The organism is Moorena sp. SIO3I6 (assembly GCF_010672095.1).
Genome location: NZ_JAAHHU010000008.1, coordinates 26,925 through 48,776 on the forward strand (window position 1 = coordinate 26,925; position 21,852 = coordinate 48,776).

At 44.3% G+C, this 21,852-nt stretch carries 20 protein-coding genes; 8 read left to right on the top strand and 12 right to left on the bottom strand.

What is annotated here, in order from left to right; genetic code table 11:
* The first annotated feature begins 766 nt into the window (after window positions 1-766).
* Complete coding sequence (locus tag F6K49_RS05110; protein ID WP_293029577.1) at window positions 767-904, top strand: hypothetical protein; 138 nt, start codon at window positions 767-769, stop codon at window positions 902-904.
* A gap of 116 nt (window positions 905-1,020) precedes the next feature.
* Here the strand turns inward: F6K49_RS05110 and F6K49_RS05115 are convergent, their stop codons facing one another.
* Together F6K49_RS05115 and F6K49_RS05120 are read right to left on the bottom strand one after the other, a co-directional pair.
* Window positions 1,021-1,746, bottom strand: coding sequence for a glycoside hydrolase family protein (locus F6K49_RS05115; protein WP_293071838.1), 726 nt, complete (start codon window positions 1,744-1,746; stop codon window positions 1,021-1,023).
* Window positions 1,747-1,846: 100 nt separating this feature from the next.
* Window positions 1,847-2,506, bottom strand: a complete 660-nt coding sequence (locus F6K49_RS05120) for an NAD(P)H-binding protein (protein WP_293029583.1) — start codon at window positions 2,504-2,506, stop codon at window positions 1,847-1,849.
* 420 nt (window positions 2,507-2,926) lie between these two features.
* Here F6K49_RS05120 and F6K49_RS05125 point away from each other — a divergent pair, with 420 nt between their 5' ends.
* The gene (locus tag F6K49_RS05125; RefSeq protein WP_293029586.1) at window positions 2,927-3,634 is read left to right on the top strand and encodes a DUF1997 domain-containing protein; all 708 of its coding nucleotides are present in this window, start codon (window positions 2,927-2,929) and stop codon (window positions 3,632-3,634) included.
* Between the two features lie 249 nt (window positions 3,635-3,883).
* Here the strand turns inward: F6K49_RS05125 and F6K49_RS05130 are convergent, their stop codons facing one another.
* Window positions 3,884-4,348 carry a DUF4079 domain-containing protein gene (locus F6K49_RS05130; protein ID WP_071105518.1) on the bottom strand — a complete coding sequence of 155 codons (465 nt, stop codon included), beginning with the start codon at window positions 4,346-4,348 and terminating at the stop codon, window positions 3,884-3,886.
* Between the two features lie 125 nt (window positions 4,349-4,473).
* Here F6K49_RS05130 and F6K49_RS05135 point away from each other — a divergent pair, with 125 nt between their 5' ends.
* Window positions 4,474-4,620, top strand: coding sequence for a hypothetical protein (locus F6K49_RS05135; RefSeq protein ID WP_293094735.1), 147 nt, complete (start codon window positions 4,474-4,476; stop codon window positions 4,618-4,620).
* Between the two features lie 123 nt (window positions 4,621-4,743).
* On the opposite strand, the gene F6K49_RS05140 is transcribed toward F6K49_RS05135, so the two are convergent.
* From F6K49_RS05140 to F6K49_RS05150, 3 genes are all read right to left on the bottom strand, one after another.
* Window positions 4,744-5,868, bottom strand: coding sequence for a transposase (locus F6K49_RS05140; protein ID WP_293029596.1), 1,125 nt, complete (start codon window positions 5,866-5,868; stop codon window positions 4,744-4,746).
* Window positions 5,855-6,484, bottom strand: a complete 630-nt coding sequence (locus F6K49_RS05145; RefSeq protein ID WP_293029599.1) for an IS607 family transposase — start codon at window positions 6,482-6,484, stop codon at window positions 5,855-5,857. Before F6K49_RS05145 ends, F6K49_RS05140 begins: the two co-directional genes overlap by 14 nt.
* 219 nt (window positions 6,485-6,703) lie before the next feature.
* A complete protein-coding gene (locus F6K49_RS05150) occupies window positions 6,704-7,204 on the bottom strand; it encodes a peptidoglycan-binding protein (RefSeq protein ID WP_293094738.1) in 501 nt (166 codons plus the stop codon).
* A gap of 510 nt (window positions 7,205-7,714) precedes the next feature.
* Between F6K49_RS05150 and F6K49_RS05155 the strand changes: the two genes are divergently transcribed.
* Together F6K49_RS05155 and F6K49_RS05160 are read left to right on the top strand one after the other, a co-directional pair.
* Window positions 7,715-8,767 (top strand): GHMP kinase, encoded by a 1,053-nt coding sequence (locus tag F6K49_RS05155; RefSeq protein ID WP_293094741.1) that lies wholly within the window; start codon window positions 7,715-7,717, stop codon window positions 8,765-8,767.
* The gene (locus F6K49_RS05160; RefSeq protein WP_293094744.1) at window positions 8,754-9,638 is read left to right on the top strand and encodes a UTP--glucose-1-phosphate uridylyltransferase; all 885 of its coding nucleotides are present in this window, start codon (window positions 8,754-8,756) and stop codon (window positions 9,636-9,638) included. Before F6K49_RS05155 ends, F6K49_RS05160 begins: the two co-directional genes overlap by 14 nt.
* Before the next feature lie 34 nt (window positions 9,639-9,672).
* Here the strand turns inward: F6K49_RS05160 and msrB are convergent, their stop codons facing one another.
* Together msrB and radC are read right to left on the bottom strand one after the other, a co-directional pair.
* Window positions 9,673-10,071 carry a peptide-methionine (R)-S-oxide reductase MsrB gene (msrB, locus tag F6K49_RS05165; RefSeq protein WP_293094747.1) on the bottom strand — a complete coding sequence of 133 codons (399 nt, stop codon included), beginning with the start codon at window positions 10,069-10,071 and terminating at the stop codon, window positions 9,673-9,675.
* 524 nt (window positions 10,072-10,595) lie between these two features.
* Window positions 10,596-11,327, bottom strand: a complete 732-nt coding sequence (gene radC, locus F6K49_RS05170) for a DNA repair protein RadC (RefSeq protein ID WP_293040279.1) — start codon at window positions 11,325-11,327, stop codon at window positions 10,596-10,598.
* Window positions 11,328-11,432: 105 nt separating this feature from the next.
* Here radC and F6K49_RS05175 point away from each other — a divergent pair, with 105 nt between their 5' ends.
* Window positions 11,433-11,600 (top strand): hypothetical protein, encoded by a 168-nt coding sequence (locus F6K49_RS05175; protein WP_293094750.1) that lies wholly within the window; start codon window positions 11,433-11,435, stop codon window positions 11,598-11,600.
* Between the two features lie 388 nt (window positions 11,601-11,988).
* Window positions 11,989-14,793: a hypothetical protein gene (locus F6K49_RS05180; RefSeq protein ID WP_293094753.1), complete on the top strand. Its 2,805-nt coding sequence runs from the start codon at window positions 11,989-11,991 to the stop codon at window positions 14,791-14,793.
* 32 nt (window positions 14,794-14,825) lie between these two features.
* Here the strand turns inward: F6K49_RS05180 and F6K49_RS05185 are convergent, their stop codons facing one another.
* The 4 genes from F6K49_RS05185 to F6K49_RS05200 all read right to left on the bottom strand — a co-directional run bounded on the left by F6K49_RS05185 (window position 14,826) and on the right by F6K49_RS05200 (window position 19,262).
* Window positions 14,826-15,230: a hypothetical protein gene (locus F6K49_RS05185; RefSeq protein WP_293023509.1), complete on the bottom strand. Its 405-nt coding sequence runs from the start codon at window positions 15,228-15,230 to the stop codon at window positions 14,826-14,828.
* A 26-nt stretch (window positions 15,231-15,256) separates the two neighbouring features.
* Complete coding sequence (secF, locus tag F6K49_RS05190) at window positions 15,257-16,258, bottom strand: protein translocase subunit SecF (protein WP_293069538.1); 1,002 nt, start codon at window positions 16,256-16,258, stop codon at window positions 15,257-15,259.
* 362 nt (window positions 16,259-16,620) lie between these two features.
* Window positions 16,621-18,012 (bottom strand): protein translocase subunit SecD, encoded by a 1,392-nt coding sequence (gene secD, locus F6K49_RS05195; RefSeq protein ID WP_293023503.1) that lies wholly within the window; start codon window positions 18,010-18,012, stop codon window positions 16,621-16,623.
* Between the two features lie 266 nt (window positions 18,013-18,278).
* Window positions 18,279-19,262: an alpha-ketoacid dehydrogenase subunit beta gene (locus tag F6K49_RS05200; protein ID WP_293023500.1), complete on the bottom strand. Its 984-nt coding sequence runs from the start codon at window positions 19,260-19,262 to the stop codon at window positions 18,279-18,281.
* Window positions 19,263-19,668: 406 nt separating this feature from the next.
* Between F6K49_RS05200 and dnaK the strand changes: the two genes are divergently transcribed.
* The gene (dnaK, locus tag F6K49_RS05205) at window positions 19,669-21,690 is read left to right on the top strand and encodes a molecular chaperone DnaK (protein ID WP_293023520.1); all 2,022 of its coding nucleotides are present in this window, start codon (window positions 19,669-19,671) and stop codon (window positions 21,688-21,690) included.
* Window positions 21,691-21,852: the final 162 nt, after the last annotated feature.

The window sequence follows — 21,852 nt, forward strand, 5'->3', positions numbered from 1 at the left end:
CTTTACTCAAAAATAATAATCTGTCGCTTTTGACTAGTTATTCGGAAATGTTACCTAGTCTGCTTTTCAGTGTTTACTAGGGATTCACCATCACAAGGTTACCCATTAAATATTTCATGACTTTATCCTTTGATCAGGATAATTTGGTCACCCCCCCAGGTTTCTATGATGGGAGGCTTAGTTATGGTTCAACAGTACCCTTAAGGGTACTTTTTGGCTCTGTCCTGTTTGCTAAACTGTTAACTTAAATTACCTAAAATTATTGCTGTGTATAGCTTTTAAATTTTGATAGGGTGCATCTCACTTTTGGAAAAACAACACTCAGGACCATTGAATGCTAATATAATGTCATGATATATTTCAATAAATATAGCGTTTCTAGGACTCATGAGGTACACATTATTTTTTACCTCTTCCCTCTTCCCTTTTCCCTCTTACCTGCTCCCTGCTCCCTGCTCCCTACTCCCTAAAAACCAGAAATTTGTACCTCAAAAGTCGTAGAATTGCTATAAGCTATCTATATATAGCATGGATAAATAGGTTATGAACAATCTTGATTATTTATAATAAAATCCCAAACTATTCGGAACTATTTACTAGTTTTCCCTGTTCTCTGTTACCTCTTTTTATCAATGCTATGTTTACATCTCATACCGAGTTGCATTCAAAGAGAGTAGATTGGTTGGATAGGGAGATAGGGAGATAGGGAGATGGGGAGATGGGGAGATGGGGAGATGGGGAGATGGGGAGATGGGGAGATGGGGAGATGGGGAGATGGGGACCCACCCCTAACCCCTCCCAGGAGGGGAATATGGGGAGATGGGGAGATGGGGAGATAGGGAGATTGGCGGAAGAGAAAGTTGTACGTTTGACCGCAACTTGGTATCAAATAAAAATACTATAGCAAGTATAAAATAGGTGAGGTACAAAACAAACAGGACTTTGTACCTCACCAAATTAATAAATGTTATAAAATGCTATAAAATTGTTAATTGCCTGCCTGCCTTCCAGCCTGCATAATTATTGCTTTAGTTCTTCCTCAAGCATCCGTTGATAAACCTTTGGCAAGTGCTTACTCATGCTATTTGTTTCTATGCCATAACCTAGACTTGTCCAAGTACCAGACAACCGCCGCAACACTTTATCTAAATTTCCTTGCCGCAATTCTTTGGGAATATCCATCCCCCAGGCTCTACTATCCTTGAGCCAATCGTGAACCACAGCATCCTGGAAGTGTGGCTCAAAGCTATACTGCTTCCAAAACAAAAAGCCTGAGGGTCTGGGGTGATAGCGTTGTGCCTTTTCTTTCCAGGTAAAATCAAGGAACTGATACCGTCCCGCTGCTGTGCTACATTTTCCAACATTAGGACCAGCGACTATGGGAACACATATTTCAGGATGACGCCTTAAATCAGAAACGTGTTGACCCCCATAGATAATCGTGTAGGGTTGGGGGTCATTGGCTTCACTAGCTGTGATAGTACGCATTAGGGCGCGAATGTAAGGATCTCCCCCCCTCATCACTAAGGGAGGGGTGCCGTGAATACTGGTAGGATAATCAGATAGCGATCGCGAAACCGGGTAGTAAGCCCATCTATTAAACACATGTCTGAGATAAATCCCCAATAATAAGCTCACTATCACTAAGGCTGAAATATTGTAAAATAAGCCTTTGAGTGTAAATTTATAGGAAGTATTTGGAAATCCTCTTAACTTTCCGTACTTCTGCCGGGGTGATGAAGACACTCAGTTGAATAATCCTTACTAGTGTTAATACTGTGAACTTAATAGTGTTCACAAAATGCCATTGACGGAACGTCACGCTAAGCGAACGCTCAACACTCCCTCAACCTACGTCAGCAAATAGCTGTTCCCAGCCTTGATCGGGAGCTTCTGCTGAGCTAACCACTTCTACTATTTTATTCCGAGCTTCCGGTTCCGACAGCGCCTCAACACAAACTTCTGCTACTTTGGTGCGAGGTATGCTACCTTCAAATAGAGTATCTGCCCCAGACATCACAATCGGGTCTGAGTTGTCTTCGTTTCTGAGACCACCTGGTCGCACAATGGTGTAGGTCAAGCCGCTTTTTTGGATATATTCCTCTGCTTGCTTCTTCCAGACCAGAATCAGCCAGAATAGGTTGAGGGGATGGAAAAACTGGGACACACAGAGAGAAGAAACCAATACAAAGTGTTCTACCCCTTTTTGCTTAGCAGCATCTACTAAATTTTTAGTGCCTTCGTAATCCACCAGGTAGGGTGCGGTTGGGTCAAAGGTAGGGCGAGCAACAGTGGCGCACAGCACTACAGTACTATCTCCGATCGCAGCACTGATGCTCTTGGGTTTGAGCACATCCCCCACCACTAATTCTGCTGCTGGTGGTAATATTTCTTGAGCGTAGTCTAAATTTCGCACTAAAGCCCGTACAGGAATATCACGCATAACCAGTTCCTGTACAATCCGCTTTCCTGTTTCTCCTGTTGCTCCAGCTACACATGCTTTCATAGCAATTTCCGTACAATTCACCTAGTAGCTTAGCTAGTTTACCAGTTATTCTGAGTGAAAATTAAACTAGGCCATTCAATCGAGAATTATTGGATTTTTCCGTAAACCCCAACCTCTCGGTTGTATAAGTTTCTAGGTCATGTGTTCTTCTAAGACTTTGTGGGTGGATCTAATTAAAACCTGCTATAGTCAGTGATCTAATAACTGATCTAATAACTGATCTCGCATCACCATAAACCCAGCTAGATCAGTCCCCCAAACTTTACACTTGTTTACATAGCTCAACTTGTTTTTGTCCGACTCCTGATGAACTCAGCCAGAGGAGCTGGATAAGCAAGAGCGACCCATGGACATTTCTCAACTAGGCTCTCAACTAGTTTCTCAACTAGTCACAAGGCAATAAAATGAAGAGGATGAGGTATGCGATCGCATTTTATTAACCATCAGTCAATTGAGGCAAAACAGGTCGATTTGAATACTCCTGCTATAAAGGCCAACACTGACCCTATTGTTCCATCAGGGTCTTACTCAGGTAGTGAGCCGACTCGGTTTCAGTGTCATTTTCAAGACTGTATGGAGATGTATGCTTCAGCTGAGCAAGTGAGTGCCTATCTAAATACTCACCAGGATTGGTTTTGTCGCTGCGCTCATCCTATGAAAGTAGAACTGCTCACAGACAATGGCTATATCTTGACCATTGGTAGCTTTGGGGCGTTTGGCTATAGGGTAGAGCCAAAAATCGGTTTGGAATGGGTACCTCTTGACGAAAATTCCTATCAGATTCGGACAATTCCCATATCCAATTACGTCAGTCCAGGCTATGAGCTTGATTTCCAGGCATCTCAGACCTTAGTAGAAGTACCAGCAAGGGAGTATTTTCAAGACCATCAGCTGGAATCGGAGTCCATACCATCAGCGATAACCCGCGTGGAGTGGCATCTTGACCTGATTGTTTACATGTGGTTTCCCAAGGCAATTCAGAAACTCCCTCAGTCCTTGATTCAACGCACAGGCAACGGAATCTTGCAGCAAGTTGTGCGTCAAGTTTCCCGGCGTTTAACCCACAAGGTACAGCAAGACTTCCACAGCAGTAATGGTCTACCTATACCGAACCAATCACAGCGGTAAAATCTACAGTAATATTTACTCTAGGGGGGGTACAATACCAGTAAGCATTCAGCCGTCAGCTATCAGCTATCAGCTTATGGGCTACTTGAGGTGCTACGTGAACAGCTAAAGGTCTGTGGCCACGCTACACCGAACAGTTTATGCCCATAGCTTAGGCTACTAATTTTGCTTTTGAATAAAATAAGCTGACGGCTGACGGCTGATAGCTGAATGCTTACCAAGACCACACCCCTAGGTAAATTAAATCATCTACGGATTGCTAAGAATCTTCTGCACAATTTGCATGCCGGTGATGGCTTGCCAGCTGAATAGTCCCAAGAGTGCAACATTGAGGACGATGTGACTATAGCGAGCCCAAGTTTGACCTTTCTGCATTAATGGTGTTAGAGAGGCAGAGGTAGCAATAATTCCGGTCATGCCTAAACCAGCCAGCAAATGGGGTCCAAAAAACAACTTGCCATTGTTAATGTAGGTTACTGCCATACCTCCGATTGTACCGAGTACCATCATGGCTAGCAACGCTGAACCCACAAGATGGTGCTTAACATTATATTGACCCTTAACTAGCGCTTTCTTTTCGTCACCTTCCGCCGTTCTAGTCTTTTGGATTTTCAAGCCCAGATAAAGAGCATAGAAGGCTGCCGCTAGGAGCACCCACATCAGTAAGGGGTGGAAGAATTGAGACCAAAATTTAACAGACTCTGGCAGGTTCATAATGTTATGTCAATTTTCAGGAGCTTCATGAAAATTAACATAACATAATTGCCGTTATCAAGTCTAATGTGCTAATAACTCAGTTAAACAATATGGTACTATAGCTCTGCTCCTTGTCGCTGAATTTGGGGATTGTTAAGGATGTAGAAATGTTGCCATTGCATGGTAGTTGCCATTGCATGGGTTTGGTAAGCGATCGCGTCTTGCCACTGATGCCTAAATCAATTCCGGGGAAAGATACAGGAACAGAACTGTTAGCTTACCCCAGTTAGCTTACAGTTTGGCGTTCATATCCGTATTTCTTGCTGCCCATCTCCCCCAAGCGCACCCCTGAACACCCCGTCAGCATACCAAGTTGCCTTTATAATCTAGTGCAACATTTAACCTCTCTAAACCTACCCATCAGCAGGAATGATCTGTATAGCACCAGGTGAAAACCTGGTGGTTGTTGCCGACAAAGCACGAATCATTATGTTCCGTGCGCCATTCCAATCCCGTGGTAATGAAAAACCACATTTTGGACATTGGAATTTTTTATTACCACCTAATCTCTCATGAATATGCCCGCACTGTGGACAAGTTTTACTGGTGTAAGATTCGTTCACCAAAACCACTTTTACATCATTGCGATCAGCCATCTGAATCAAATGCTGGCGAAATTTGTAATGACTCCAAGTAAGCAGATTGCGAGCTGTCTTCTTGTTCAATTTTCTGGCTGATTTTACGACCATCTGAGAAGTTTCAAATGTTGGTATAAAAATCAGCTTGTAATTATGAACAAGGAAGGAAGCTGACTTGTTGTGACAATCTTTTATCAGGTCTTGAATCTTTTGGCGTAAACGGTGGGCAGCCTCTCTCATTGCTGCGCTTTGGCGCACGCTTCGCGAACGTCTCTGCCGTTTTGCAGAGCTTAAGTCAATGCGACTCATCAATCGATCTAGCTGCTGACAAAGTCTTTGAATCCTGCCAATATCATTAGACCCTATTTCTATGTAATTTTTACCATCAAAACCAGTAAGAAACGTCTTGATACCTGGATCTAAGGCTATCACTCGATCCTCTTTGGTGGGAGTAGGCTCAATATATTCAGGGAAAATCCCGTACCATTTACCTTTGATCCAAACCAATTGAGTACCGTAGATGGACTCGTCAGGAAAACCTTGAGGTGAACGGAAAGATAAGCCTTTTACTTTTGTCGGATACCAGGAACCTTTCTTGAAATTTCCGGCTTTGAATTTAATAACCTGACTTGTTTCCCGACAAGACTTGAATCTAGCAAAACCCCTATTAGCTTTAGCTTGCTTGACTGCATCGATCGCATCTGCTACAGCTTCTTGTAACTGGTGACCTGGTAAAGTTTTAACCCATTCCGGTCTATCAGCTTTTCTAGCTAATTTCTGCAAATCGTAAGCACTACCTTTGTAGCCATTTTTTATGGCAGCTATCGACCAGTTGTAGACCCACCTGTAGGCATTAAGCCAAGTTTTCCAAACCTTGTGAAGTTCTTTAGATGGAAACACCCTGATCTTCAAGACACTGTTTGGTGTCAACTTCAGCGTCTGGTTCCGAGGTTTTGTCTTGTACCGCTTGCGTGACTTGCGTGATTGTTTTTCGGAGTCCGTAAAGCCTAGCAGAGAAACAGTGGAGGATGGACAAGATATCTTCGACCAGCTCCTGCTTTGGGGACAACTTACGTTCATTGAGAACCAGGAGTTTGACTCCACCTTTTTGACATAACCATTCAAGCAATGGGAAACCAAACCTGACTGCTCTGTCTGGGTAGGCGACAACAAATGCTGAGATATCAGAGCTGTATATTCGTTCCAATATTTTGATAAACTTTCGCCGTTTAAAATTGAGTCCCGATCCAACTTCTGAAATAACTTCAGCGTTTGGGTATTTTGACCGTAAAAATTCAGCTTGTCTATCAAGGTCGTCTCGTTGGGAATGTGTAGAGACTCTTGCATAAGCGACAATGGGCTTACTCTGCGGGTCTTGTCCTTCAACACAAAACCTTCTTTGATTCCCTTGAGTCCTGATGCTGTCAAGTCTTCCGTCTTTATCCCATCTCCTGAGTGTTGTAATGGAGACACCGTAATATTCGGCTGCCTCTTTTGGGGTGACATATTTTTTCATAACGGCTTAACCTCTACAAATCTATAATAGCAGATTTGTAGAGGTATGACGAGGTTTGATAAGATTAAATGCTAATAGTTACACCTCCCTGCTCACCTGCTCACTCCCTCACCAGTTCAAAGGATAATATCTTTGATTGATCGCAACATTGATCGCAACTTGGTATCAATGTTTTACGAGAGGACTAAAGCACTAATAAACATAGCCTAATAGACTAGCCTAATAGACATAGCGAGGCATCTCGCTCAAGGCGTTCCAGGTGTGTTCAATAACTACACCATTGCCTAGCAAACCCCTGTCGAGTTGGAAGCGTTGCACTGCTTCGAGTGTCAGGGAAGCGAAGATGCCATCAATCTCAGCGGTATAGTAGTCACTAATCCAAAGTACTTCTTGGACTGTTTTGACAGCCTCACCAAAACTACCAGGATGTAGAATTGGCATATTGACGGGAGTACCACTCAGAAGAGCTTGCCAGGTCTTTTGGTCTACAATACCAGTTGCTCTGAGAAATACCTTTTGCTGGTAGCCTTGCACAGCATATTCAATCTCTGTGTCAAAGATACCATCTAATGGACCAAAGTAATATCCCCGGTGAGCCAAGATACTTTGTAATTCTACCACATAAAGACCAATTAACCCTAGATAAAGAGTGTGCTTTCTGAGCCAAGCAGTGACACAAGCACTGGTCTGGGAGGTTTCCAAATTAATCAAAGCTGTCATGCTAGATTTCCCTGATGAAATTTTTCCTGGCATTCTTCATAATCAAATATCTGAGGTTGAGCAGGGGTGATTTAAGTTTTAATAAGTTGTTAACCTTCTGCCAGTAAAGCGTGATTTGAATCACTGGGTAACTATGTATAGTGTTAAGTGTTGACTAGTGATTGTTGACTTTAGGGATGCACAGCCAAGGCTTGCATGCAGTAGCTAACATAAAACGTTCCATGTAGTTACCCCACTTTACGTTTATTTATATATACCCACATAGAGGTTTCAAAATTTATAGTTAATACCAAGTAGCATTGATCGGTAGGACCCTCTATCGAGAGTTTACCCGTCTGATGGTATCTTGCCGTCTTTGAATGCAATCCCTCTGATGGCAATGTCATACTATAGTTCTTTATATAGTGCTTTGCAGCTCATTAAAATACACTGTAGCCTCTCGGAAGCTCCTACTGCAATCACCGGCTGTATTGTATTCCAATCAAGACTGCGTTTGCATTTAACTCAGTAATGAAACTGTTTGTCCCAGGTCGCCTTTGTCTATTTGGGGAACATAGTGATTGGGCAGGAGGCTATCGCTGCCTAAATCCCCAGCTGGAAAAGGGCTACACCTTAATCACCGGAACCAATCAGGGAATTTATGCTCTGGTCTTATCTCATCCGACCGAGCTGATTATTCGTACTTCCCTGAGGGTGGGTAAACCCACCGTTTCTATTAGTGTACCAATGGAAAGGAGTGCTCTGCTCGCTGTTGCTAAAAAAGGCGGTTTTTTTAGTTATGCTGCTGGGGTTGCCTACCAGTGTCTCTGTCGCTATCCTGTCGGTGGAATTGAAATCGATAATTACCGCACTGACTTACCGATCAAGAAAGGGCTATCCTCAAGTGCCGCAATTTCCGTCCTAGTTGCCCGCAGCTTCAATCTCCTGTATGACTTAAACATGAGCCTCCAAGAGGAAATGGAGTTAGCCTATCTAGGGGAAACCACCACCCCTTCCCAATGTGGTCGGATGGATTTCGCCTGTGCTTATGGCAATCGACCAATCATGATGATGTTTGATGGTGATCACACCGATATTACTGAACTCAAGGTACCTCGGAATCTATTTTTTGTAATTGTAGACCTCGGTGCCAGTAAAAATACCCAGGAAATACTCGGTAAACTGAATCAGTGCTATCCATTCGCCACTAACGAAATACAACAAAATGTTCAGCACTATCTTGGTTCAATCAGTTCTAAAATTACTCAGGAGGCAGTTGAGGCTCTGCAAACGGGTGATGCTGAACGGATTGGTGCCTTGATGAACCAGGCACAAGCTGAATTCGACCGCTATCTTATCCCTGCTTGCCCTGAGCAATTAACTGCTGGAGTGCTGCACCAAATCCTGAATTATGAACCAATTCAACCTTATATCCTAGGGGGAAAGGGAGTTGGCTCTCAAGGGGATGGCAGTGCACAATTTATTGTTAAAGACAAGGAAACTCAACAAAAGTTAATTAAAATTATTGAGCGTGATTTTCCCCAAATGGAATCTTTGGCGTTAACGATTTATGCAGACCAATAACGTTCGCAAAGCTGTAATTCCCGCAGCGGGTTTTGGAACCCGTTTGTTTCCAGCAACCAAAGTGGTAAAAAAAGAGTTATTTCCGATTATTGACCGGGATGGTAGGGCGAAACCAGTGATTATGGCGATTGTGGAAGAAGCGGTCAGTGCTGGTATAGAAGAAGTGGGGATTGTGGTTCAAAAAAGCGATCGCAAACATTTTGAAGACTTGTTTAAGTCGCCCCCCAAACCCGAACTCTTCGAGAAACTCTCTCCAGAAAACCAAGCATACAGCCAATATTTACAGGATTTAGGCCAGAGAATTACCTTTCTGATTCAAGAGGAGCAAGAAGGCTATGGTCATGCTGTATTCTGTGCCAAAGAATGGGTAAACGATCAGCCTTTTCTATTGTTGCTGGGGGATCATGTTTACACTTCTGACCATGAAACCTCCTGTGCTAGTCAAGTTCTAAAAGTTTATAACCAGGTTGATCAGAGCGTTGTTGCCTTGACCGTAATGCCAGGAGAGATTATTCATAAAGCTGGTTGTGTGACTGGGATTTGGGAAGAGTCAGAATCACAGTTGCGTGTGACAGAGCTTTATGAAAAGCCTACTCTTGAGTATGCGCGAGCCTATCTCCATATGGAAGGAATGGCGGAGGATCAGTTTTTAGCGGTATTTGGTATGTATGTACTTAAGCCGAAAATTTTTGACTATCTTGAAGACCACATCAACCACAATATCCGTGAAAAAGGTGAATTTCAGCTCACATCCTGTCTTGATAAATTGCGACAAGAAGAGGGCATAACCGGTTATCTAGTTAAAGGCAAGTATTTTGATACCGGAATGCCCCAGTTTTATCGACAGACCATAATTGATTTTCCCAATTAAACTCAGGTGACTTGATCTGATTAATCCTGTTTTTCTAATCCTGTTTCTCGAAACTAAGGGAAGCAGAATTCATACAGTAGCGTAAGCCTGTTGGTGGTGGTCCATCGTTAAATACGTGACCTAGGTGAGCGTCACAGACAGCACACAACACTTCTGTCCTGCGCATAAATAGGCTGTTATCCGGTTCCTCCTTCACATTCTCTTCTTTGATAGGTGCGTAAAAACTAGGCCAACCTGTCCCAGAATCATATTTGGTATCGGAGTTAAATAGCTCTGTGCCGCAACAGATACATTTGTAGATACCCTTGTCCTTATTGTTCCAGTATTCTCCAGTGAAGGCTCTTTCCGTTCCCTTCTGTCTGGTGACTTTATACTGTTCCGGTGTTAGCTGCTCTTTCCACTGTGCTTCAGTCTTTTGGACTTTACTAACCATGGCTGAATCCTTGTAATAGTTTTTTGTTGATACGTGGGAGGTGATAGATCACCAATAGGGTGATCTGGTCTTTTGTAAAAAAAAGACACGTTTTGATACTTAACTTAACATTTTCTGGCACACAAGAGATGGGTATTTTAGGGCGTGTGGGAAGTTTGGGGTGTGTGAGGAGATGGCCAGGGTTTGATGACGGGTAATAATTCAAAGGTAATTATTAGCCCATGAGATGAATGGTGAGATAACCCTTCCGTTTCTGCCACAGTTAAAGGTCATAGTAAGTTGCGGTCAAAGGTATAACAGAAGTCAGAAGTCAGAAGTCAGAAGTCAGAAGTTAAACTCTTCCTAGACTTAGGTTTGAGACTTTTGTCATGTCCTAACTGCCCTGGCGACTGCTATATAACTTTCTTTTCCCCCAATCTCCCCAATCTCCCCATCTCCCCATCTCCCCATCTCCCCATCTCCCCATCTCCCCATCTCCCTATCTCCCCATTCAACCAATCTACTATCTTTGAATCCAACTCGTATCAATCTTCCTGGGGATAGTCATCCCACAGTTTGGTTACTTGTCGTATGCTCTGGTAATTACCATTGCCAACAATCAAGTGATCCAATACCGGAATACATAAGAGTTGACCTACCTGTAATAACCGTTCCGTTAGAGTAATATCTTGAAAACTTGGGTCAACACTGCCAGTGGGATGATTGTGAGCTACAATTACCTGTGTTGCTCCCTGACGCAGCACTTCTCGGAAAATATCCCGGGGATTAGCAATGGTTTCTGTTGCGGTACCAACAGTAATAATCTGAGTACCTAACAAATGATTCTTAACATCCAGTAGCAACACAGCAAATCGTTCATGATTTTGCCACATTAAGTCATGACTCAAAGATGCTGCTGCTGAGGCTGGACTATCAATGATTACACCTTCTGTTGGTCGAGACAGAAATGCCCGTTTTCCCAGCTCCACTGCTGCTAAAATCGTTGTGGCTTTCGCTAGTCCAACACCATGAATTTGGGTCAATTCTTGAGCTTTAATATTCCGCAACACAGCCATTGGGTCTCGTTGGTCTTTGGCAAGTTCCTGTAAAATCAACTGTCCCAAACCCATGGCAGAAAGCTTTCCTTTGCCTTGACCTGTACCTAAAAGAATTGCTAGCAGTTCCGCTGTCGCCAGATTTTTAGCTCCTAGAGCAACTAATCGCTCACGAGGACGTTCACTGATGGGAATATCAGCAATTCTCAGACAATATGTCATAGATGTACACTGACCAAGACTGAAGGGATTTATTTTTAGTTATCCCGTTTTGAGCTAAGAAAGCTAGATTCGATTGGCAATATCCCGATTATCCCAATAATCGAGATGGGGAGATGGGCGATGGGAGGATGGGGAGATGGGGAGATGGGCGATGGGAGGATGGGGAGATGGGGAGATGGGGAGATGGGGAGATGGGGAGATGGGGAGATGGGGAGATGGGGAGATGGAGAAATTAGGTGTAAACAAACACAGGTGAATAGCACAATTCAATAATAGTGTCGGGCCAAATTGGCGGTTTTGCCAAATCTTTACATAACTAATTTTATTTAGTGCATAAATATTTGAACAAAACCAAGAAGCTTGAGTGGTGGATTGTCTAGGAAGGTTATCCCTTGATTAGCGGAATTTTCGGCAACACCAATTACCTACCAACAATGAAAATTCCATAAATTCTAATTATATTGACTGACTTAATACCTCAAACGGCGTAGTAGATATTTTAAAGTAATTAATTATTTCCCATCAACATATAAAGATTTCCCCTAGACTGCCTCAGAATTACGTAAAATTTTGATTAATTTATCACAATCCTAGTCCCAATCACTAGGATTAACTGAGATGATGGCAAATCGAAAGGATATATACATCTACCAACTTAACTATGTCAAATCAACTATTCAATATCTCAAACCTTAACGGCAGAATTGGGTTCTCTATTAATGGTGTTACATTAGGTGACCGCTCCGGCTACTCAGTGAGCAGCGCCGGAGATATCAACGGTGATGGCAATCTTGACCTGATTATCGGAGCCCCAGGAGCTGATCCCAATGGCCTTTTTTCAGGTACAAGCTATGTGGTGTTCGGTGGTCCAGATGTAGGTGCTAGCGGTAGCATCGCACTCAAAAACGAAGACGGTACTGATAAGCTAGACGGTACTAACGGTTTCGTTATTAAGGGTCTTAATTCAAATGAATTCTTAGGCTTCTCGGTTAGCAGTGGTGGAGATATCAATGGTGATGGTACGAATGACCTACTGGTAAGTGCTCCTGGTGCTGGTCCCGACAACAAGAATGGCGTGAGCTATGTAATATTTGGCGATTCCACTGTCGGCTCTACTGGTAGCGTAGATCTCTCAGCTCTAAACGGTACCAATGGCTTCGCTATCAATGGCGTCGATGATGCATTATTTTCTGGTCATTCCATCAGCAATTTAGGGGACGTTAACGGCGATGGTAAAGATGACCTCTTAATTGGTGCTCCTGATGCCTTTTTGCCTAATGCCTCGTTGCCTATTTCTTCTAAGCCTGTTTATCCTGGCAAGGCTTATGTGGTATTTGGGGATACAGTAGGTACTAGCGGTAGCCTAGACCTCTCCACTCTGGACGGCACTAATGGCTTCCTCCTCACCAGTGGTGTTGCCGGAAACTTGGCAGGTTTCTCAGTCAGTAGTGCTGGGGATATCAATGGTGATGGCATCAAAGACTTCGCTATCGGTGCTCCTGGTAGTAATGATGCTCGGACTGACAACAGTTCTGCTGGTAAGACTTATGTAGTCTTCGGTGGTTCAGGTCTGGGTGCCACTGGAACTCTAGACCTCTCATCGATACCCTCCTCCGAGCCCAAAACTGGCTTCGTCATTAATGGTATTGATGAAGGTTCCAGCTCTGATCTCGGTGACAGGGCAGGCTGGTCCGTGAGTGATGCTGGGGATGTCAATGGTGATGGTGTTAGTGACTTAATCATTGGGGCTCCCTTTGTTGACGCTGGTGACCAGACTGATGTTGGCCAGGCTTACGTAATCTTTGGCGGCACAGATGTTGCTGGTACAGGGAACTTAGACCTTGCAAGCCTCAACGGTACCAATGGCTTTGCTATCACAGGGATTGAAGCAGAGGGTCTCCTGGGCTCGTCAGTTAGTTATGCTGGGGATCTCAACTATGATGGGTTTGCTGATGTTGCGATTGGAGCTGAAGGTGCAGGTAAAGTTTATGTGCTGTTCGGCAGTGAAGAGTTGGGAGCTACTGGCAGTGTAGACCTTTCTACCCTAGACGGGGAAAATGGCTTAGTTATCGAAGGTAGCGACTCCCTAGGCTTCTCAGTAAGTGGAGCAAAAGACGTTAATAGTGATAGCATTGATGACCTAATTATCGGCGCACCTGGTCTTGAACTTAGTGGAGACAATGGCAACACCCCAGGGAATAGCTATGTCCTATTCGGTAATCATGCTCCAGTGATAGACCTCAATGGTGTATCGGTCACAGATACCACGACTGATACCACGACTGATACCACGACTGATACCACGACTGATACCACGACTGATACCACGACTGATACCACGACTGATACCACGACTGATACCACGACTGATACCACGACTGATACCACGACTGATACCACGACTGATACCACGACTGATACCACGACTGATACCACGACTGATACCACGACCGAGCCAATTATTGCAGCTGCCCCAGCTATTGCAGCTGCCCCAGCTCCAGATACCGACGGCATTGATGCTACTATCACATTTACCGGTAATCAGCTGGCACTGTTCCCAGATAACAAATTGACTCTGAGTGATGCTAATAACACCACTCTGGTTGGCGCAACAGTAACAATTGCCAATCTGCTGAATCCCGGAAAAGAACTGCTTACTGTTGACAAGACTGATACTGATATAACGGTTAGCTTCAATGCCACCAATGGTATCCTTAAGTTAGAAGGGGTAGATACCATCCAAAATTACCAGCAAGTCCTCAACACCCTAGAGTATGAAAACACATCTGGTGTGACTGATGCCTCTGGTCGCATTATCCAGTTTGTGGTTGATGATGGTTTAGCTTTCAACAACGTCAGTGAGGTAGCTACTCTGATTACCATCCAAGATAATGACTCGACGGTGATTGGTACTTTCCAGGATGATACCTTGCTTGGGGGTAATGGCAACGATAGCCTAGAAGGTAGCTCAGGCGATGACTTACTCGACGGTGGAGCGGGTAATGATACCCTGGTTGGAGGAGATAACTCAGACACCTTGCACGGTGGTGACGGTAATGACCGCCTTTCTGGTGGGACTAATGAAGACTTACTGGATGGTGGAGCGGGTAATGATAACCTAAATGGTGGAGAAAACTCAGACACCTTGCGCGGTGGTGACGGTAGTGACCGCCTTTCTGGTGGTAACGGTGATGATATATTAGAAGGCGGATTAGGGGATGATAATTTATTTGGTAATGGTGGCATTGACACCTATGTATTGAACCCTGGTGAGGGAGAAGATACTGTGAATGATTTTCAAGATGGAATGGATTTATTCAAGTTAGGTGGAGGTCTGACCTTTACTGACCTGAAGATTGTTGGTAGTTTAGACAGTACTATTAGTATTGCTGACACTGGCGAAGTTTTAGCACAAGTGTTCAATGTATCTGCGACTCAGCTCACAGAGGCAGATTTTATTGTTTAGTTCTGGCCTTGAGAAGGATATAATCCTCTAATTCAAGAGCCGCACACCCACTTCCAGAGTGGGTGTGTTGGTCCTTGCTGACAAATCCGCTGTACTTGTTGCTCCAGACGTTTCTGTTCTAAGGGTGGTAATCCAAATAAAATATTGCGACTTTGCCAAACTAAGACGGCTAAGGTTGTGCCAATACAGATAGCCAGACCTATTGCAGGCACATGGTTGTAGATAATACTATACCGGAGTGCTGCCCAGGTAAAATGCGATCGCATCAGGGAAATTTCATAGTGCCAACCCCACAGGCTTAATGGAGCAACAGTTATCCAGAGGATGCCTACGAAAACCCACCTACCATAAACAGTTATTTGATGTAATCGTTTTACCCTGGCCTTAAAGATGGGGTCAAGGGTAATTTTTCTTCTTTGGCTACCTGGCTGCTCCATAATCAGAAAACTATTGAAAATTAGAACTAAACTTCATCAGAAAATTCTGCTTCAATCACTGAATTCCCCTCCTTTTCGGGATTAACCGGAACCTCTACTACAGACTGAGCTTTACCAGTGCGCTCTCTCCACCAAGCTAAGAGGGTACTGGCAATAAAAATACTGGAGTAAGACCCTGCTATAAAACCAATAATCAGTGCTAAGGCAAAGAATTTTAGGGTTTCTCCCCCGAACAGCAAGATTCCTAACAGGGGTAGCAAGGTAGTTAAGGTGGTATTGATGGAACGGGTTAAGGTTTGATTAACAGCATCCTCTACAATTTGATTGATATGTTGACCTGGCTTGAGTTTAATTACTTCTCGCACCCGGTCGTAAATCACCACAGTATCATTAACCGAAAAACCAATAATTGTCAATAGGGCAACCACAAACAAGGTATCGACTTCTACCCCTAGCACCAAACCTAGGATAGAGAAAAGACCAATGGCGATTAAGACATCGTGGAAGAGGGCAACGAAAGCGAATAGGCCATAGTCAAATTCGAATCGGAAGGTAAGGTAGACAAAGATGCCCACAAAGGCCATAAACAAAGCGATTAAGCCAGAAACAAACAGTTGTCTGCCCAAGGTCGGACCAACGGTGTCAATCTGAGTAGATTTGGGATTGAAAACACCAAGACGCTCGGTTAGGGCAGTTTGCAACTGGGTGCGTTGTTCAACATCTAATGTTTTAGTCCGAATTGTCAGGGCTTGTTTTTCCTCCCCTAGAATTTGGATACTGCTATTGCCAAGACCTTGTACTGTCATCACCTCCCGTACCATAGCCACATCAATGGGTTGGTCGCAGTTTCCAGGTTGAGTACAGTCTCTCTCTAGCTGTAGGCGGGTACCACCAACGAAATCCAGACCTAACCGTAAAGGGGCTCCTAGTTGGAGAAAAGAAATCACCATGGCAATGATACCGACGGTAATCAGGGAGGTTGAGATGCTCCACCAAAGCGATCGCGTTTTAATTACATTAAGTTTCATATTGACTTTTTTATTAGTAAATCCTGATATAGCAAAGGGAGTAGGGAGTAGGGAGTAGGGAGTAGGGAGTAGGGAACAAAATTATCACAATTAATTTAATTTAGGATTGCTATAACCTAGGAATTATGAATGATGAATTATGAAATGGGTTTGTTGATGGAAACTGATCATGGTCAACTAAACACTTTATCCACAACTCTATTCACCACTTTATCTACAACTAGGATGAAGGATGAAATAGGTTTTTTAGTTAAACCGGATCATGGTGAAATAAACGCTTTATCCAAACCCTTGAATTACACTTCCTACTTCCTAGTTTCTACTTCCTAGTTCCTACTTCCTAGTTGCTAATTTCTAAACTATTAGGTTGGTAAATTAGGGCAGAAGAGTTCTGGTTTCTGACGTACCCCTGGAAGTCCTAAAACTGTCACGAGCATCAGCGTGCGACTACAGGTAAGGGCGGTAAACATACTGATTCCTACCCCAATGCCTAGGGTGACAGCAAAGCCTTTGACTAGACCTGAGCCTAGCCAAAACAGTACTGCACAAGCGATTAATGTGGTCACAGTTGCATCTACAATACTAGAAAATGCTCGGTAAAACCCGGACTCCACTGAGCGATACAAGGTCTTACCAGCACGTAATTCTTCCCGTGTCCGCTCAAAAATCAGCACATTGGCATCAACTGCCATACCGATACTAAGGATAAAACCAGCAATTCCGGGTAGGGTTAAGGTAACATCTAGTAGGGCAAATGCTGCGATGGTAAGTAAAGCGTAGATACTCAGAGCAATATCAGCAATGATGCCAGGGAGTCGGTAATAGACCACCATAAAGATTAATACTAAAATCAGACCCACTACAGCAGCATAGATACTACGTTGAATACTATCTCGTCCTAAGGTTGCCCCTACGGTGCGATTCTCCACGATTTCCACTGGCAAGGGCAAGGAACCTCCCCGCAGCTGGGCAGCAAATTCATAGGCACTTTCGGCATCAAAGTTACCCGTAATCACTGCTGCACCACCACTGATGCCATTTTCAGCATATTGCGCTGCCACACTCGGAGCACTAATTAGTAAATTGTCGAGGAAAATACCAATGCTGCGTCCTGTACCGGCAATGTTCTTGGTCAGCTCAGCAAACTTTTGAGCTCCCTCACTATCAAATCGGATAGCTACTTCCCAAGCACTACCACTTTGAAGAGGTTGGGGACGAGCATCTTTGAGGTTTTTGCCAGTCAGACCAGTACTTTCAAATAGTTCAAGGATGGCTTGGTTACTACGATTGATAGCAGCTTGATTTTCTGCGATCGCATCTCCATCACCACTGTTGCGTAATACTTCTTGGTTGAATTGTTGTTCTTGTAGCACTTGCTGTTCAACCCGCAGCTGTGCTTCTGTACCAATCTTTTGATTGAGAAAATCCAGCTGTGCTGTTCCCCCTAGTACCCGTTCCGCTTGTTGCGGGTCATTGACACCAGGTAGCTGTACCAAAAGCTGGTCTTTGCCAACGGTTTGCACTACCGACTCAGAAACCCCTAGGGCATTGACTCGGCCTTCTATAACCGTTTTAACTGCGGCTAATTGCTCAGCCGTGATTTCCGTAATCTCTTCGGTAGTGTTAATCTGAATTGTAAGTTGAGCCCCTCCCTGCAAGTCCAGTCCTAACCGGATCGGAATTTGCACCAGTACTATGATTGCTGTAATTACAAGTACTAGGATTAAGGCTAATAGTGAACGCTGTTTTTGCATGACTACGACCCGCCGCAACAAATGCTATGATAATCTGTTTTGGCGAGTGTAGTAACTGAGAAAGTCTGAAGTCTGAAGTCTAAAGTCTAAAGTCTAAAGTCTAAAGTCTGAACTCTGAAGTCTGAAGGCTGGAGGTTTAAGTATTCCATCGATTGGTTACTTAGTATAGTTAGTCACCAATCGGGATCTTTTTAACCTCCAGCATCCAAAGATCAGCAACGCCCCCTGCATGGCTAATGCCTAAGCTTTATTTGCCAAGCTTTAAATTAAATCCGCAAAGCCATCATCTTTTTCACACCCTCGACAATCTGATCGGGTTGGACAATGGTGAGATTTTCCAGAGTCCCGTTGTAGGGAGTGGGAATATCTTGAGATGAAAGCCGAAGCACTGGTGCATCGAGTTCATCAAACCAGCGCTCGTTAATCGATGCTGTTAATTCTGCCCCAATGCCACCGGTTTTCATGCACTCTTCTACAATAATGACTCGGTGGGTTTTGGCCAGTGAAGCACCAATGGTTTCAAAGTCTAGAGGCTTGAGGGAAATCAGGTCAATTACCTCAGGATCATACCCCTCTTTTTCCAGCTGCTTAGCCGCTTGCATGGCGTGGTAACGCATCCGGGAGTAGGTGAGAATGGTAACATCTTTACCGGAGCGTACAACTTCAGCTTTATCAAGGGGTACCAAGTACTCCTGTTCTGGCAGATTTTCTTTGAGATTGTAGAGCAGGACGTGTTCAAAGAACAGTACTGGGTTATCATCTCGAATGGCAGATTTCAGCAACCCTTTCCCATTGTAGGGGGTGGAGCAAGCAACGATTTTGAGACCAGGAACTGCCTGAAAGTAGGCTTCTAGACGCTGGGAGTGTTCGGCTCCTAACTGACGTCCGACACCACCAGGACCTCTAACCACCATCGGGATTTTAAAATTACCACCAGAGGTATAACGCAGCATCCCAGCATTGTTGGAAATTTGGTTGAATGCCAGGAGTAAAAACCCCATATTCATGCCTTCGACAATTGGTCGTAAACCTGTCATTGCTGCACCCACAGCTAGACCAGTAAAGCTATTTTCGGCAATGGGGGTATCCAGAAGCCGCAAGTCACCGTATTTTTTACACAGATCTTTGGTAACTTTGTAGGAACCACCGTAGTGACCAACATCTTCACCGATTACAAATACTGTCTCATCCCGTGCCATTTCTTCGTCTATGGCTTCACGCAGAGCATTAAAGAATAGTGTTTCTGCCATTAATAATTCAATATAGGGGGCTACTGTGATCGTAGCATTGCCAGAGCCATCGGATAAGGCACAGGGAAGTTTACCAGAGGTAAGTCGGGCAGATGCAAGCCTTAATCAATAGTTTGTTGAAGCTAATTCACTCTATCGTCCCGTTTGCTAACATAATCTCTATTATGATAGGATGCTTATTTTAAAATTATGCTCAATTTGAGCATAACTCAAGGGATAGAATAGATTCAGCACTTCGGGGCATCCCTTACCATAACTGAAAGCGTCAGGGGTCTAGGGTGACTACGCTTCGGAAAACCGAACCACTGGCTATATACAATTTTAACCAAAATATCATCTATATATATAGTAGTTGAAATTCATTGAACGAGTTGACAGCATTCATCTTGAGGAGAATAAAGGACGCATGGGCAAGGTAGTCGGCATTGACCTGGGTACAACAAACTCCGTGGTGGCTGTCATCGAAGGCGGTAAGCCGGTGGTAATTGCTAATGCGGAAGGTATGCGCACAACTCCGTCAATGGTTGGCTTTAGTAAGGATGGGGAAAGGGTTGTAGGACAATTGGCACGCCGCCAAGCTGTGCTTAATCCCCAAAATACTTTCTATGGGGTGAAGCGGTATATTGGACGTAAGTATGCTGAACTGAATCCAGAGTCGAAGCGGGTTGCCTATACCATTCGTCGGGATGAAAATGGTAATGTGAGAATTAAGTGCCCCCGCTTGAAAAAAGACTTCGCCCCAGAGGAAATTTCTGCGATGATTCTGCGGAAGTTGGCGGATGAGGCCAGCCGCTACCTGGGAGAGGAGGTAACAGGGACAGTAATAACAGTCCCGGCTTACTTTAATGATTCTCAACGGCAAGCCACACGAGATGCTGGACGAATTGCTGGGTTAGAGGTTCTGCGGATTCTTAATGAACCAACAGCAGCGTCTTTGGCTTATGGCTTGGATCTTGAGGCAAGTCAAACAATCCTAGTATTTGATTTGGGTGGGGGTACCTTTGATGTCTCTATCCTAGAGGTGGGGGATGGGGTGTGTGAAGTCCTATCCACCAGTGGTGATACTCAACTGGGGGGCAATGATTTTGATCGAAAAATTGTTGACTGGTTGGCAGAGCAATTTTTGGAATCAGAAGGAATTGATCTGCGACGCGATCGCCAAGCCCTACAACGGCTGACTGAAGCTGCAGAAAAAGCCAAGATCGAGCTGTCTGGGGTGGGTGTAACTGATATTAATTTGCCCTTTATCACAGCTACAGAAGATGGTCCAAAACACCTAGAAACTAGGCTGAAGCGCTCCCAGTTTGAAGAGCTATGTGTGGATCTAGTTAGTCGTTTGCGCAGACCCCTAAAACGAGCTTTCAAAGATGCTGGCTTAACTCCTATGGAAATCGATGAAGTGATCTTGGTAGGAGGGGGAACCCGCACCCCGATGGTACAACAATTGGTGCGCAGCTTAATCGATCGGGCACCAAATCAAAACGTTAATCCTGATGAGGTAGTGGCAGTAGGAGCTGCAATTCAAGGAGGAATTCTCAACAGTGAAGTCAAAGATATCCTATTGCTGGATGTAACCCCGTTGTCCTTGGGTTTGGAAACTATTGGTGGGGTGATGAAAAAGTTAATCCCCCGTAACACGACTATCCCAGTCCGGCGGTCTGATATTTTTTCGACGTCCCAAAATAATCAGACTTTGGTGGAAATCCATGTGCTGCAAGGGGAACGGGATATGGCAACAGATAATAAGTCCTTGGGTCGGTTTAAGTTGACTGGTATTCCCCCAGCACCACGGGGAGTGCCCCAAATTCAGGTGGCTTTTGATATTGATGCCAATGGGATTTTGCAGGTATTGGCACTGGATAAAACTACTGGTCGAGAACAAAGCATTACCATTCAAGGGGCTTCTACCCTGAGTGAGGCGGAAGTCAACAAAATGATTCGTGAGGCAGAAGAATACGCCCAGGTTGACCGGGAACGAAGGGAACGAGTAGAAAAGCGCAATCGGGCAGAAAGTTTGGCTAATGAAGCGGAACGGCAACTGAGGGAGGTAGCCCTAGATTTTGGTAGACAGTTTGCTAGTGGTTATCGGCGTCAGATTGAAGGCTTAATTCAGGAGATGCGTCAATCCGTTGCCCAAAATGATGACCGGGCTATTGATCGGGCTCAAGGTGATCTACAAGATGCCCTCTATGAGCTCAAGCGAGAGGTACGGCTGCAATATGAGGAAGAAGAGGATGATGACTTCTTTGGCTCAATTCGTCGCACCTTTACCGGAGATAGTGACACAGACAGATATTCTCAACGGGATTACCGCCGGGGGGGGGACTCCTATGACTCCTATGGGGCTAGTTCATCGAGATCCAGTCGCGATCGCTATCGCAGAAATCCCCTTGAAAATGATTGGGATGAGGATGATGATTGGTTCTAAATTAGTCAATAGTTAGTTGTCAGTAGTCAGTAGCCACAACTAATTAGCAATTAGTGTTTAGGTAAAAGCAAACTGGGCTCTTCGCTTCAAAAAATACTGACAATTGACCATTAATCAAGAATAGATCAAAAAAGCGATGCAGCCCCTTAATACGGGGGTTTC